Source organism: Bacillus sp. THAF10, from assembly GCF_009363695.1.
In the GTDB taxonomy this organism is placed as follows: Bacteria; Bacillota; Bacilli; order Bacillales; family Bacillaceae_I; genus Sutcliffiella_A.
In genome coordinates this window covers 128,572-144,004 of the sequence record NZ_CP045403.1, presented here as the reverse complement: position 1 = coordinate 144,004, position 15,433 = coordinate 128,572, and the positions used below count along the sequence as shown (strand labels likewise).

The 15,433-nt window shown below is 42.1% G+C and carries 12 protein-coding genes; all 12 read right to left on the bottom strand.

Features of this window, described 5'->3' with window-relative positions; translation table 11 throughout:
• Positions 1–38 precede the first annotated feature (38 nt).
• The 12 genes from rplW to rpoB all read right to left on the bottom strand — a co-directional run bounded on the left by rplW (position 39) and on the right by rpoB (position 15,151).
• Positions 39–326, bottom strand: a complete 288-nt coding sequence (rplW, locus tag FIU87_RS00735) for a 50S ribosomal protein L23 (protein WP_152442840.1) — start codon at positions 324–326, stop codon at positions 39–41.
• Positions 326–949: a 50S ribosomal protein L4 gene (gene rplD, locus FIU87_RS00730; protein ID WP_152442839.1), complete on the bottom strand. Its 624-nt coding sequence runs from the start codon at positions 947–949 to the stop codon at positions 326–328. The genes rplW and rplD overlap by 1 nt, the downstream gene beginning before the upstream one ends.
• 26 nt (positions 950–975) lie before the next feature.
• Complete coding sequence (gene rplC / locus FIU87_RS00725) at positions 976–1,596, bottom strand: 50S ribosomal protein L3 (protein ID WP_152442838.1); 621 nt, start codon at positions 1,594–1,596, stop codon at positions 976–978.
• Positions 1,597–1,632: 36 nt separating this feature from the next.
• Positions 1,633–1,941: a 30S ribosomal protein S10 gene (gene rpsJ, locus FIU87_RS00720; RefSeq protein WP_010191483.1), complete on the bottom strand. Its 309-nt coding sequence runs from the start codon at positions 1,939–1,941 to the stop codon at positions 1,633–1,635.
• Between the two features lie 684 nt (positions 1,942–2,625).
• On the bottom strand, positions 2,626–2,859 hold the full coding sequence (locus FIU87_RS00715; RefSeq protein ID WP_152442837.1) for a hypothetical protein: 234 nt from the start codon (positions 2,857–2,859) through the stop codon (positions 2,626–2,628).
• A 182-nt stretch (positions 2,860–3,041) separates the two neighbouring features.
• Positions 3,042–4,232, bottom strand: coding sequence for an elongation factor Tu (gene tuf / locus FIU87_RS00710; RefSeq protein ID WP_152442836.1), 1,191 nt, complete (start codon positions 4,230–4,232; stop codon positions 3,042–3,044).
• Between the two features lie 111 nt (positions 4,233–4,343).
• Positions 4,344–6,422 carry an elongation factor G gene (fusA, locus tag FIU87_RS00705; RefSeq protein WP_152442835.1) on the bottom strand — a complete coding sequence of 693 codons (2,079 nt, stop codon included), beginning with the start codon at positions 6,420–6,422 and terminating at the stop codon, positions 4,344–4,346.
• A 90-nt stretch (positions 6,423–6,512) separates the two neighbouring features.
• Positions 6,513–6,983: a 30S ribosomal protein S7 gene (rpsG, locus tag FIU87_RS00700; RefSeq protein WP_010191480.1), complete on the bottom strand. Its 471-nt coding sequence runs from the start codon at positions 6,981–6,983 to the stop codon at positions 6,513–6,515.
• Positions 6,984–7,031: 48 nt separating this feature from the next.
• The gene (gene rpsL / locus FIU87_RS00695) at positions 7,032–7,454 is read right to left on the bottom strand and encodes a 30S ribosomal protein S12 (RefSeq protein ID WP_152442834.1); all 423 of its coding nucleotides are present in this window, start codon (positions 7,452–7,454) and stop codon (positions 7,032–7,034) included.
• Between the two features lie 102 nt (positions 7,455–7,556).
• Positions 7,557–7,805: a 50S ribosomal protein L7ae-like protein gene (locus FIU87_RS00690; RefSeq protein WP_152442833.1), complete on the bottom strand. Its 249-nt coding sequence runs from the start codon at positions 7,803–7,805 to the stop codon at positions 7,557–7,559.
• A gap of 124 nt (positions 7,806–7,929) precedes the next feature.
• Positions 7,930–11,529: a DNA-directed RNA polymerase subunit beta' gene (gene rpoC / locus FIU87_RS00685; RefSeq protein WP_152442832.1), complete on the bottom strand. Its 3,600-nt coding sequence runs from the start codon at positions 11,527–11,529 to the stop codon at positions 7,930–7,932.
• Positions 11,530–11,593: 64 nt separating this feature from the next.
• Positions 11,594–15,151 carry a DNA-directed RNA polymerase subunit beta gene (gene rpoB / locus FIU87_RS00680; RefSeq protein WP_152442831.1) on the bottom strand — a complete coding sequence of 1,186 codons (3,558 nt, stop codon included), beginning with the start codon at positions 15,149–15,151 and terminating at the stop codon, positions 11,594–11,596.
• Between the last annotated feature and the right edge of the window lie 282 nt (positions 15,152–15,433).

Sequence of the window (15,433 nt, the reverse complement as noted above, 5' to 3'; positions counted from 1 at the left end):
ATGTTCCCTCCTTTTCAATGATGTTATTTTATTTGTTATTAAACCTCGAAGAATTCGATTTCTTTGCTATCAGCTTTAAGCGTTACGATAGCTTTTCTACGACGGTTAGTTAATCCGCTATGACGACCTACACGACGGAATTTACCTTTGTAGTTCATGATGTTAACTTTTTCAACAGTTACGCCAAAGATTGCTTCAACAGCATCTTTCACTTCTGTTTTGTTAGCTCTAACATCTACTTCAAAAGTATATTTCTTTTCAGTCATTAAATCTGTAGAACGCTCAGTAATCACGGGGCGCTTAAGAACATCACGATGATCTCTCATTATGAAAGCACCTCCTCTAATTTTTGGACAGCGTCTTTCGTAAAGATGACCTTATCGTGGTTAACAACGTCAAGTACGCTTACTCCGTTTGCTGTAACAACTGTTACTCCAGGGATGTTACGAGCAGATAGAGCTACGTTTTCTTCAACGTCTGCAGTTACGATTAACGCTTTACGATTGATTTCTAAACCTTTTAATACTGAAGTCATTTCTTTTGTTTTTGGAGCATCAAAAGCAAGTCCTTCTAATACTAATAGTTCGTTTTCTAATACCTTAGATGATAATGCAGATTTGATAGCTAAGCGACGAACCTTCTTAGGAAGCTTGTAGCTGTAGCTTCTTGGTGTAGGACCGAATACGATTCCACCACCACGCCATTGTGGAGAGCGGATAGATCCTTGACGAGCACGACCAGTACCCTTTTGACGCCATGGTTTACGTCCACCACCTGCTACTTCAGAACGTCCTTTTACTTTAGAAGTACCTTGACGTAAAGATGCTCTTTGCATAAGGATTGCATCGAACAATACGCTGTTGTTTGGCTCGATACCGAACACAGCATCTGCTAATTCAACTTCACCAACGTTTGCGCCAGTTTGGTTGTATAATGCTACTTTAGGCATTTTGTAGTTCCTCCTTTCCTAGACAATTAGTTTGCTTTTACCGCACTTTTAATTGTGATTAAAGATTTTTTTGGACCAGGTACGTTACCTTTAACTAAAAGAAGGTTACGCTCTGTGTCTACTTTTACGATCTCAAGGTTTTGAATCGTAATGCGCTCTCCACCCATACGTCCAGGTAGTAATTTACCTTTGAATACGCGGTTTGGAGCAACAGGTCCCATAGAACCAGGACGACGGTGATAACGGGAACCGTGACTCATAGGTCCACGAGATTGTCCGTGGCGCTTGATAGAGCCTTGGAAACCTTTACCTTTTGAAATTCCTGTTACATCTACTACATCGCCTTCTGCGAAAATATCAACTTTGACTTCTTGACCAACTTCTAAGCCTTCTGTACTGATTTCACGAACGAAGCGCTTAGGTGCTGTGCTTGCTTTAGCAACATGTCCTTTTTCAGGCTTGTTCGCTAATTTATCACGTTTGTCGGCAAAACCAAGCTGAGCAGCTACGTAACCGTCTGTTTCAACAGTTTTCACTTGAAGTACTACGTTTGGAGTAGCTTCGATTACTGTTACAGGGATAAGATCGCCGTTTTCAGCAAAAACTTGAGTCATACCAACTTTTCTTCCTAAGATTCCTTTGGTCATCAGTCACACCTCCTAAAAATAATAAGTATTTATTGATTAAAGCTTGATTTCGATGTCCACACCAGATGGTAAGTCTAAGCGCATTAAGCTGTCAACTGTTTGTGGTGTTGGGTTGATGATATCGATTAAGCGCTTATGAGTGCGCATCTCGAATTGCTCACGAGAATCTTTGTATTTGTGTACCGCACGTAGGATTGTGTATACAGATCTTTCCGTCGGTAATGGGATCGGACCGGAAACTGTTGCACCAGAACGTTTTGCAGTCTCAACAATCTTTTCAGAAGATTGATCAAGAATTCTGTGATCATAAGCTTTTAAACGAATGCGAATCTTTTCTTTTGCCATTATTTTTCCCTCCTTTTTTCGCCTATATTATTGATAGACATTCTCCGTGAAAATTAACCTGACGCACTCGCCATGGCAAAGCGGCCGGGTGTGTCAGCAACCTTTCACATCATCGCAGTCAAAGACCAACATTATTTATTATACATGGAGATAATAGACAATGCAACTATATTTCTAATAAATCTCTGAGCACTTTTCCTATTATAACGAGAAGTGTTTTTTAATGCAACCAGGTGTTGAAAGATTTATTCGTTTCATTTTTTTCCAGCAAGAAAAATGGGGTGTGTTTGTGTTTTGGTGTGGGGGTGGACAGGGGATGCTTGGTAGGTGGGATGGAGTTGCTGGCTGGTGTGGGTTGGAAATAAGGATTTTGGTAGGGGGGGTTGGGTTATGTACGGACATTCGGCTGGATGTTTTAGGGGTTAGTCGGATTAGCATGTGGTTTTTTGTTGGTTAGCTATCTATAAGGGGCACGGGGTATGGATGATACATTTTTTCAGATGGTATTTTGGCGAACTCGGTAGGTTTTTAGTACTTAAGACGAATAGTAGTGAAATTTTAGTTAGCTCAGTAGTCTTTTTGCACTTTTTTGTATGGTGTATGGGGGATTGCAGCAGTTATCGATGTTATTGGAACACTTTTTGGGGTTATTGCATCACTTTTCGGAGTTATTGCATCACTCCCTTAGGTTATTGCAACACTTTTCGGGATTATTGCAACACTTCTCGGAGTTATTGCAACACTTTCTCCGGTTATTGCGACACTTCTCGGAGTTATTGCGACACTTTCTCCGGTTATTGCGACACTTCTCATAGTTATTGCAACACTTCCTCCGGTTATTGCGACACTTCTCATAGTTATTGCATCACTTTCTCCGGTTTTTGCAACACTTCTTGGAGTTATTGCAACACTTCTCAAATTTATTGCAACACTTTCTCCGGTTATTGCAACACTTCAAATTTGCCTATACCCCCCAACATAACAAAAGCAGTCCCTTACGCCTTTTAAGATATGACATTTATATAGAAGAAACTCAACAAACTAAAAAACCGGTACCCCTTAAAGGGATACCGGTTTGAAAGATCATAAAGGATCTTAGATTATTCTTGGATAGATGCTACTACTCCAGCACCTACAGTACGTCCACCCTCACGGATAGAGAACTTAGTTCCTTCTTCGATAGCGATTGGAGAGATAAGTTCAACAGTCATCTCAACGTTGTCGCCAGGCATAACCATTTCGATGCCTTCAGGAAGGTTACAAATACCAGTTACGTCAGTTGTACGGAAGTAGAACTGAGGACGGTAGTTTGTGAAGAATGGAGTGTGACGTCCACCCTCTTCTTTAGAAAGAACGTATACTTCAGCTTTGAACTTTGTGTGTGGAGTGATTGTACCAGGCTTAGCTAATACTTGTCCACGTTGGATGTCATCACGAGCAACCCCACGAAGAAGTGCACCGATGTTGTCTCCAGCTTCAGCATAGTCAAGAAGCTTACGGAACATTTCTACTCCAGTTACTGTAGTAGATTTTGCTTCTTCAGCAAGACCGATGATGTCGATAGTGTCTCCAACTTTAACTTGTCCACGCTCAACACGTCCAGTAGCAACTGTTCCACGACCAGTGATTGAGAATACGTCCTCAACTGGCATCATGAATGGCTTTTCAGTGTCACGCTCAGGAGTTGGGATGTACTCGTCAACAGCGTTCATTAGCTCAACGATTCTTTCTTCCCACTCAGCATCTCCTTCAAGAGCTTTAAGAGCAGAACCTTTGATTACAGGAACATCGTCTCCAGGGAAATCGTACTCAGAAAGAAGGTCACGAACTTCCATTTCAACTAATTCTAGTAATTCTTCGTCGTCTACCATGTCGCATTTGTTTAAGAATACTACTAGGTAAGGTACACCTACTTGACGAGAAAGAAGGATGTGCTCACGAGTTTGTGGCATTGGGCCGTCAGCAGCAGATACTACTAGGATACCGCCGTCCATTTGCGCAGCACCAGTGATCATGTTTTTAACATAGTCAGCGTGACCTGGGCAGTCAACGTGTGCATAGTGACGGTTGTCAGTTTCGTACTCAACGTGAGCTGTGGAGATTGTGATTCCACGCTCTCTTTCTTCTGGAGCAGCATCGATCATGTCGTATGCCATTGCAGCACCTTTACCACTGCGCTTAGCAAGTACAGTAGTGATTGCAGCTGTTAAAGTTGTTTTACCGTGGTCAACGTGACCGATTGTACCGATATTAGCATGAGTCTTGGATCTATCGAATTTCTCTTTACCCATTATTATATCCTCCTTAAAAATCATTAATTTTTTATTATATATGTTATTAATAAGTGATTTCCACTTATTAACCTACATACTATTTATAAAACAAGATAGGGTGAAAATCAATTATTCACCTTTATTTTTTTTGATGATTTCTTCAGAAATCGATTTTGGTACTTCTTCGTAGTGATCGAAATGCATCGTGAACACTCCACGTCCTTGTGTGTTAGAACGAAGAGATGTTGCGTAACCGAACATTTCAGATAGTGGAACCATTGCGCGTACAACTTGAGCGTTACCGCGAGCTTCCATACCTTCTACACGACCGCGACGGGAAGTGATACCACCCATGATGTCTCCCATGTACTCTTCAGGTGTCACTACTTCTACTTTCATGACAGGCTCAAGGATTACAGGGTTACACTTGGATACTGCATTTTTAAGAGCTAAAGATGCAGCAACTTTAAACGCCATCTCAGAGGAGTCAACGTCATGGTAAGAACCATCAACTAATGCAGCTTTCACATCAATTAGAGGGTAACCAGCAAGTACACCATTTTTCATGGAGTCTTCAAGACCAGCTTGAACTGCAGGTACGTATTCACGAGGTACTACCCCACCAACGATTTTGTTTTCAAATTCGAAGCCTGCTCCTTCTTCGTTTGGTTCGAATTCGATCCAAACGTGTCCGAATTGACCACGTCCACCAGATTGACGAGCAAATTTACCTTCAACCTTAGCAGATCCGCGGAACGTTTCACGGTACGCTACTTGAGGAGCACCAACGTTTGCTTCTACTTTGAACTCACGCTTCATACGATCAACTAGGATGTCAAGGTGAAGCTCACCCATACCTGCGATGATTGTTTGACCAGTCTCTTGGTCTGTATGTGCGCGGAAAGTAGGATCTTCTTCTTGAAGCTTTTGTAGAGCAGTTGTCATCTTATCTTGGTCAGCTTTAGATTTAGGCTCAACAGATAATTGGATAACTGGCTCTGGGAATTCCATGGACTCTAAGATAACTTGGTTCTTGTCGTCACATAGAGTGTCACCAGTAGTTGTGTCTTTAAGACCAACTGCAGCAGCGATATCTCCAGAGTAAACAACTGGAATTTCTTCACGGCTGTTTGCGTGCATTTGTAGGATACGTCCTACACGCTCACGCTTCCCTTTTGTAGAGTTGATAACGTAAGATCCAGAGTTTAATGTACCAGAGTACACACGGAAGAACGTTAATTTACCTACATAAGGGTCAGTCATAACTTTGAATGCTAGAGCTGCAAACGGGTTGTCATCTCCAGATTCACGAGTTACTTCCTCATCAGTGTCAGGAATGATACCTTTGATTGCAGGTACATCTGTTGGCGCAGGAAGGTAATCGATAACTGCGTCAAGCATTAACTGTACACCTTTGTTTTTGAAAGCAGAACCACAGATTACTGGGTAGAATTCAACGTTACAAGTACCTTTACGGATCGTAGCTTTTAACTCTTCAGTTGTAAGCTCTTCTCCTTCTAAATACTTCATCATTAATTCTTCGTCTAATTCTGCTACTGCTTCCACTAAGCGTTGACGGTACTCGTCAGCTTGGTCTTTGTACTCAGCAGGAATTTCTCTTGCGTCTGTACGAGTTCCTAAGTCATCAGCATAGTAGTATGCAACCATATCTACTAAGTCGATGATACCTTCAAACTCATCTTCAGCTCCGATAGGAAGTTGAATTGGATGAGCGTTTGCTTGAAGGCGGTCATGGATTGTCCCTACAGAGTATAAGAAATCTGCACCGATCTTGTCCATTTTGTTAACGAACACGATACGTGGAACACCATAAGTTGTTGCTTGGCGCCAAACTGTTTCAGTTTGAGGCTCAACTCCAGATTGTGCATCTAGAACTGCTACTGCACCATCAAGTACACGAAGGGAACGTTCTACTTCAACTGTGAAGTCTACGTGACCTGGTGTATCGATAATGTTAACACGGTGGTTTTTCCATTGAGCTGTTGTCGCAGCAGATGTGATCGTGATTCCACGCTCTTGCTCTTGCTCCATCCAGTCCATTTGAGAAGCACCTTCGTGAGTTTCACCGATTTTGTGAATACGTCCTGTGTAGAACAAAACACGCTCAGTTGTTGTTGTTTTACCAGCATCGATGTGAGCCATGATACCGATATTACGTGTTTTTTCTAAGGAGAACTCTCTTGACATAGTGTATTTCTCCTTCCTAAGTATCTTAGAATGTATTTATACCTAAAGCTGTTAAGTGGGTAACCTAACAGCTCCAGATAATATGTGATCTTACCAGCGGTAGTGAGCAAACGCTTTGTTTGCTTCTGCCATTTTGTGCATATCTTCGCGCTTCTTAACTGAAGCACCAGTGTTGTTCGCTGCATCTAGGATTTCGTTAGCTAAACGCTCTTCCATCGTTTTTTCTCCACGAAGACGAGAGTAGTTAACTAGGTAACGAAGACCTAGAGTTGTGCGACGGTCTGGGCGCACCTCTACAGGTACTTGGTAGTTTGCTCCACCTACACGGCGTGCTCTAACTTCAAGAACAGGCATGATGTTTTTCATTGCTTGTTCGAACACTTCCATAGGTTCTTGTCCGGAACGCTCACCAACTAGTTTAAATGCGTTATAGATGATAGCTTGAGATTTACCTCTTTTGCCATCGATCATTAATTTATTTACAAGACGAGTTACTAACTTAGAGTTATATAACGGATCTGGTAAAACATCTCTTTTTGCAACAGGGCCTTTACGTGGCATGTTATTTTCCTCCTTTCAGGTAGCTTTTTCTATGCTGTTAAGAAGCTATTACTTCTTAGCTGCTTTTGGTCTCTTAGTACCATATTTAGAACGACCTTGCATACGGTTGTTAACTCCCGCAGTATCAAGCGCTCCACGAACGATGTGATAACGTACCCCTGGTAAGTCTTTTACACGTCCACCGCGGATTAGTACCACGCTGTGCTCTTGTAGGTTGTGACCGATACCTGGGATATAAGCAGTTACCTCAATTTGGTTAGTTAAACGAACACGCGCATATTTACGTAATGCGGAGTTCGGTTTCTTTGGAGTCATTGTACCAACACGAGTACAAACTCCACGTTTTTGAGGTGAAGACACATCAGTTTGTGCTTTCTTGAAACTGTTATAACCTTTGTTTAAAGCTGGAGATTTAGACTTTACAACTTTACTTGTACGACCTTTGCGTACTAACTGGTTAATAGTAGGCATTATTGTTTCCTCCTTCCTAACTTTTTAAGACCACATATCCAGGTGGTTCATTTTTAGGTAAAAAACAAAGTCTTTGCAAACCTTCATTCGCAAAAACAGTTTTTATTGAATAATCGCAACAGCTGAGGCACCTACTTCAATTCCGCATGCTTTTCCGAGTTTTTTCATCGAATCGACTTTAGAGACTGGAGTATTGCTTTCATTGGCAACCTGGATTACCTTCTGTGTCACCATCACATCGGCATCCTCTGCAATGACAACCTCTTGTACTGTTCCGGTTTTCAGCGCCTTCACTGTTTGTTTAGTACCAACAATGAAGGTGTTTGCCTGCATTACTTTTTCATAAGACATTCACATATCCTCCAAAGCAACAGGTTATATAAGCACCTTTGCTATATTACCATCTCTATTTTTGATTGTCAACACTTTATAGAATAACATTGAAAAGATTGCCGGGGGTTACCCGGCAATCTCTCTATTCTACTGTTACCGGCTCTTCTTCTTGACCAACTGCTTTGGTTAGATCGAATTTACGGTAACGATTCATACCAGTACCAGCTGGAACTAGTTTACCGATGATAACATTTTCTTTCAGACCTAGTAACTCGTCTCGTTTTCCTTTGATTGCCGCATCTGTCAAGACTCTTGTCGTTTCTTGGAAGGATGCTGCAGATAAGAAGGAATCCGTTTCAAGTGATGCTTTTGTAATACCAAGCAACACTGGACGACCAGTTGCAGGTGTTTTACCTTCAAGAAGTACTTTTTCGTTTGCATCGGTGAATTGGTGTACATCAAGTAGTGTTCCTGGTAATACATCTGTATCACCCGCGTCAATTACACGTACTTTACGTAGCATTTGACGTACCATAACCTCAACGTGTTTATCTCCAATTTCTACCCCTTGCATACGGTATACTTTTTGAACTTCAAGTAGTAGATACTCCTGAACAGAAACCATATCTTTTACTTTTAGTAGCTCTTTAGGGTCAATAGAACCTTCTGTAAGCTCTTGACCACGAGCAACTTCAGCGTTCACGCCAACTTTAAGACGTGCAGTATATGGAACGGTGTAGTTTCTCGTTTCCACTTCACCTTGTACGGTGATTTCTTGTTGACGATCGCGGCCTTCGTTAATAGAGGTTACTACCCCATCAATTTCAGAGATAACCGCTTGCCCTTTCGGATTACGCGCTTCGAAAATCTCTTGAATACGCGGTAAACCTTGGGTAATATCGTCTCCGGCAACTCCACCTGTATGGAACGTACGCATCGTTAACTGTGTACCTGGCTCACCGATAGATTGGGCAGCGATGATACCAACTGCTTCTCCAACTTCAACTTCTAAGCCGGTTGCAAGGTTGCGACCGTAACATTTTTTACATACACCATGGCGAGTATTACATGTGAATACAGAGCGAATCCAGACGTCTTCTACTCCTGCTTCCACAATGATTGTTGCAATATCTTCTGTAATCAAATCGTTTTCCGCTACAAGAACTTCTCCCGTATCCGGATGCTTAACAGCCTTTCTAGCATAACGGCCAATTAAGCGTTCTTCTAGCTTCTCTACAACCTCTGTGCCATCTTTAAGTGCCGTGATGTGTAGACCGCGGTCTGTTCCGCAATCTTTTTCACGAACGATGACATCCTGCGCCACGTCTACAAGACGACGAGTCAAGTAACCTGAGTCAGCAGTTTTCAGTGCCGTATCGGCAAGACCTTTACGAGCACCATGGGTAGAGATGAAGTACTCCAATACGGTTAATCCTTCACGGAAACTGGATTTGATTGGAAGCTCAATGATACGTCCAGATGGGTTGGCCATCAGACCACGCATACCAGCTAGCTGTGTAAAGTTAGATGCGTTACCACGGGCACCAGAATCACTCATCATGAAGATGTGGTTGAGACGTGGTAAGGACTCCATCAATTTGCCTTGGATTTTATCCTTCGCTGCACTCCAAATAGAAATAACACGGTCATAGCGCTCTTCCTCTGTGATTAGACCACGGCGGAATTGTTTTAAGACGGTATCTACTTTTGTTTGTGCTTCAACTAGGATTTCTTCTTTCTCTTTAAGAACAACGATATCTGCCACACCTACGGTAATACCGGCTTTTGTGGAGTAACGGAATCCAAGGTTCTTCATGCGGTCAAGCATTTCAGATGTTTGTGTAATCTTGAAGCGCTTGAATACTTCCGCGATGATGTTTCCAAGGATTTTTTTCTTAAATGGATCAACCAATGGTCTTGATTGAATGATTTCTTTTGCGTTTTCCCCTTTGTCTACAAAATACTTGTCTGGCGTTTCTACTTCCAGATTGAACTTTGTAGGCTCGTTGATATATGGGAATGACGGTGGCAGGATTTCATTAAAGATCATCTTACCAACAGTCGTAATTAATAGCTTTTGTTTTTGCTCATCAGTGAACGTTTCGTTATTTAAAGTGCCTGCATGAACGGCAACACGAGTGTGCAGGTGAACGTAACCATTTGCATAAGCAATTAATGCCTCGTTCGTATCTTTAAAGATCATTCCTTCACCAACTGCATTTTCACGCTCAAGTGTTAGGTAGTAGTTACCTAATACCATATCCTGAGATGGTGTTACAACAGGTTTTCCATCCTTAGGGTTAAGGATGTTCTGTGCTGCAAGCATCAGGATGCGCGCTTCTGCCTGAGCTTCTGCAGATAATGGTACGTGAACGGCCATTTGGTCTCCATCAAAGTCTGCGTTGTATGCTGTACATACAAGCGGGTGAAGACGAATTGCGCGTCCTTCCACAAGCGTTGGTTCAAACGCTTGGATACCTAGTCTGTGAAGCGTTGGTGCACGGTTAAGTAATACTGGATGTTCTTTAATGACAGATTCTAAAACATCCCAAACTTCTGGTTGTACGCGCTCGATCTTACGCTTCGCACTCTTGATGTTATGCGCAAGGCCGCGCTCTACAAGCTCTTTCATTACGAAAGGTTTGAAAAGCTCTAGTGCCATTTCTTTTGGAAGACCGCACTGATACATTTTTAGGTTCGGACCAACTACGATAACGGAACGACCAGAGTAGTCAACACGTTTTCCTAGAAGGTTCTGACGGAAACGTCCTTGTTTTCCTTTCAGCATATGAGAAAGAGATTTCAATGGACGGTTACCAGGTCCTGTTACTGGACGACCGCGACGACCATTATCGATTAATGCATCCACAGCCTCTTGAAGCATACGTTTCTCGTTTTGCACGATAATGCTAGGAGCACCAAGATCAAGTAATCTTTTCAAACGGTTGTTACGGTTAATGACACGACGATATAAGTCATTCAAGTCAGAAGTTGCAAAACGGCCACCATCAAGCTGTACCATTGGACGTAATTCTGGTGGAATAACCGGAAGTACATCAAGGATCATCCATGATGGCTCATTTCCGGAACCACGGAAGGACTCTAATACTTCTAAGCGTTTGATTGCTCGAGTACGTCTTTGTCCTTGAGCAGTTTTCAATTCTTCTTTTAGCGTATCTACTTCTTTTTCCAAGTCGATATCAAAAAGTAATTTCTTAATTGCCTCAGCTCCCATGGAAGCTTGGAATGTCTGTCCGTACTTTTCACGGTACGCACGGAATTCTTTTTCTGAGAGCAATTGCTTCTTTTCTAGTGGCGTATCGCCTGTTTCTGTTACAACATAGGAAGCGAAATAAATAACTTCCTCAAGCGCACGTGGAGACATATCAAGGACAAGACCCATGCGGCTTGGAATGCCTTTAAAGTACCAAATGTGGGAAACAGGAGCAGCAAGTTCAATATGACCCATGCGCTCACGGCGAACCTTTGCTCTTGTTACTTCTACACCACAACGGTCACAAACAACGCCCTTATAGCGGACGCGTTTGTATTTACCGCAGTGACACTCCCAGTCCTTTGTAGGACCGAAAATACGTTCACAGAACAACCCATCTTTTTCTGGCTTTAATGTACGATAGTTAATGGTTTCAGGTTTTTTCACTTCTCCGAAAGACCAGGATCTGATCTTGTCCGGAGAAGCTAGACCTATCTTCATATACTCAAAATTATTAACATCTAGCAAGGGGCCTACCTCCCTTATAATCTACAGGTTCTACCCAAATGCTTCATCTTAAGACCTGTTAGCATCAGTCTTTTGCAACGGTTTCTTTTACATCTTCCGCTTGATCGGAATCAAGGGAAATACCTTCAGATGATTGTTCTTCATCATCTTCTAGGTCTCTCATCTCTATTTCTGTTTCATCGCCTGAAAGAATTTTCACATCCATACCCAAGCTTTGAAGTTCTTTAATTAGTACTTTGAAGGATTCAGGAACGCCTGGCTCCGGAACATTTTCACCTTTGACAATCGCTTCGTATGTTTTCACACGACCGACAACATCATCCGATTTAACTGTTAAAATCTCTTGAAGTGTGTACGCAGCACCATAAGCTTCAAGTGCCCATACCTCCATCTCACCGAAACGCTGTCCACCAAATTGTGCTTTACCACCTAGTGGCTGTTGCGTTACTAGGGAGTATGGTCCAGTTGAACGAGCGTGCAGCTTGTCGTCAACCATGTGAGCAAGCTTGATCATGTACATGATCCCTACAGACACACGGTTGTCAAACGGCTCTCCTGTTCTTCCATCATAAAGAACAGTTTTTGCATCTCTTGCCATCCCAGCTTCTTCTAAGGTGCTCCACACATCTTCCTCACGCGCTCCATCGAATACCGCAGAAGCAACATGAATACCAAGTGTTCTCGCAGCCATCCCAAGGTGAAGCTCAAGCACCTGACCGATGTTCATACGGGAAGGAACCCCCAGTGGGTTAAGCATGATGTCGATTGGTGTACCATCTGGTAAATATGGCATATCTTCTTCCGGTAAAATACGGGAGATAACACCTTTGTTACCATGTCGTCCAGCCATCTTATCTCCTTCAGAAATTTTACGCTTCTGAACGATGTAAGCGCGAACGAGCTGGTTAACACCTGGTGGTAGCTCATCGCCATCTTCACGGTTAAACACTTTCACATCAAGGACAATACCGCCGCCACCATGAGGAACTCTTAATGACGTATCGCGTACTTCCCTAGCTTTTTCTCCGAAGATTGCATGTAATAGACGTTCTTCTGCAGTAAGCTCTGTAACCCCTTTAGGTGTTACTTTCCCTACAAGCAAATCGCCATCTTTTACTTCTGCACCAATACGGATGATTCCACGGTCATCAAGGTTCTTTAACGCTTCTTCCCCGACGTTTGGAATATCACGCGTGATTTCTTCAGGTCCAAGCTTTGTATCACGAGCTTCTGATTCATACTCTTCAATATGAATAGATGTATAAACATCATCCTTCACAAGGCGTTCACTCATAATGATGGCATCCTCGTAGTTGTAACCATCCCATGTCATGAATCCAACAAGAACGTTACGACCAAGAGCCAATTCACCTTTTTCCATAGAAGGACCATCAGCAAGGATTTCTCCTTTTGTTACTACATCGCCAACGGAAACGATTGGACGCTGGTTGTAGCAAGTACCTTGATTGGAACGAATGAACTTAAGCATTCTGTACTTATCAAGATTGCCTTTTACCTGCTGACCATCTACTTCCTCCATGCGGCGTACCCATACTTCACGAGCTTCTACACGTTCTACTACACCAGGATGCTTACAGATTACAGCTGCACCTGAGTCTTTAGCTGAAACGTGTTCCATACCTGTACCTACAATTGGAGCTTCTGGCTGCATCAATGGAACAGCCTGACGTTGCATGTTCGCTCCCATTAGCGCACGGTTGGAGTCATCATTTTCTAAGAACGGGATACACGCTGTTGCAGCGGATACTACCTGTTTAGGAGAGACGTCCATATAGTCGATACGGTCACTTGCAACAACCGTGTTCTCACCGCGGAAACGGGATACAACATTGTCATCAAGGAACGCACCGTCATCACCTAAGCGAGCATTTGCTTGGGCTACCACATAGTTGTCCTCTTCATCAGCTGTTAAATAGTCAATTTGATCCGTTACTTTCCCTGTTTCAGGGTCTACTCTTCTATATGGTGTTTCGATAAATCCAAATTTGTTTACCTTCGCGAAGGAAGATAAGGAGTTAATCAAACCAATGTTCGGACCCTCTGGCGTTTCAATCGGACACATACGGCCATAGTGAGAGTAGTGAACGTCACGTACTTCAAAGCCTGCGCGCTCACGCGTAAGACCACCAGGTCCAAGCGCTGAAAGTCTGCGTTTATGTGTTAATTCAGCTAATGGGTTTGTTTGATCCATGAACTGAGATAATTGAGAACTACCAAAGAACTCTTTTATAGAGGCAATAACAGGTCTGATATTAATGAGCTGCTGTGGCGTGATAGTGTTGGTGTCTTGAATAGACATTCTTTCACGAACCACACGCTCCATTCTGGATAACCCGATGCGGAACTGATTTTGTAAAAGTTCCCCAACTGAACGTAAACGACGGTTACCTAAATGGTCGATATCATCTGTGTCGCCAACTCCGTGCAGAAGGTCAAAGAAATAACTGATAGACGCGATAATGTCAGCAGGTGCAATGTGCTTCACCTTTTCATCGATAAATCCGTTACCAAGAACAACAATTTCTTTTTCTCCTTCTGAATCGTTTGGAGAGTAAATCTTAATAGATTGCATTGGAACCTCATCTTCAATGACACCACTATGAGGGTGGAAAGAAGTTAGTCCAACACCATCTTCAATAAATGGCAGAATACGATCTAACGTTCTGCGGTCAAGTAATGTACCCTTTTCAACAATGATTTCTCCTGTTTCAGAGTCCACCAATGTTTCCGCAATACGCTGATTGAATAATCTATTCTTAATATGAAGCTTTTTATTAATCTTGTATCTTCCAACGCTTGCCAAATCATAGCGTTTAGGATCAAAAAATCTTGATTCCAATAGACTTTTCGCGTTTTCTACCGTTGGTGGTTCACCAGGGCGAAGGCGCTCATATATTTCAAGTAATGCCTTTTCAGTGCTTTCTGTGTTATCCTTATCTAAAGTATTGCGCAGGTATTCATTTTCCCCGATAAGATCGATAATCTCTTGGTCAGATCCGAACCCAAGGGCACGCAAAAGAACCGTTACTGGTAGTTTACGAGTACGATCGATACGAACATAAACAACATCTTTCGCATCTGTCTCATATTCTAACCATGCACCACGGTTTGGAATAACAGTAGCTGAAAAGCCTTTTTTACCATTTTTATCTACTTTTCCGCTGTAATACACACTTGGAGAACGCACTAACTGAGATACAATAACACGTTCTGCACCATTAATAACGAACGTACCAGTATCCGTCATCAACGGGAAATCACCCATAAATACATCCTGGTCTTTTACTTCACCAGTTTCTTTGTTAATGAGACGAACCTTCACACGTAAAGGAGCTGAGTATGTAACATCTCTTTCCTTTGATTCTTCAACAGAATATTTAGGTTCTCCTAAGCTATAATCGATGAATTCTAAAGATAGATTTCCAGTGAAGTCTTCAATCGGAGAAATATCATGAAACATTTCTCTTAGCCCCTCATCAAGGAACCATTGATAAGAAGCAGTTTGAATTTCTATTAGATTTGGTAAATCTAATACTTCACTAATGCGAGCATAACTTCTGCGTTGGCGGTGTCGTCCGTATTGAACTAGTTGACCTGTCAACTGATTCACCCCTCGTATCAAGCGTTATTAAAGAAGATGTTCAAAAAAACACAACAAAAATGACAGTAAACCTTCCTTTTAGAAAAGTTTCCTATATCAATTCAAGCCTTTTTTTGAACAGCCTTTCTAGCCAAACAAAAAATATTTAACACAGAATCCATTATCAGAAACTATGTCAAAAATAAAAAATGGTTTCAATACAGAAAACCACATTTTTTTACAATCGCTCTATTGATTTTACTATCTTTTCCAAGCATACTAATTTTATACATGTAAACATCA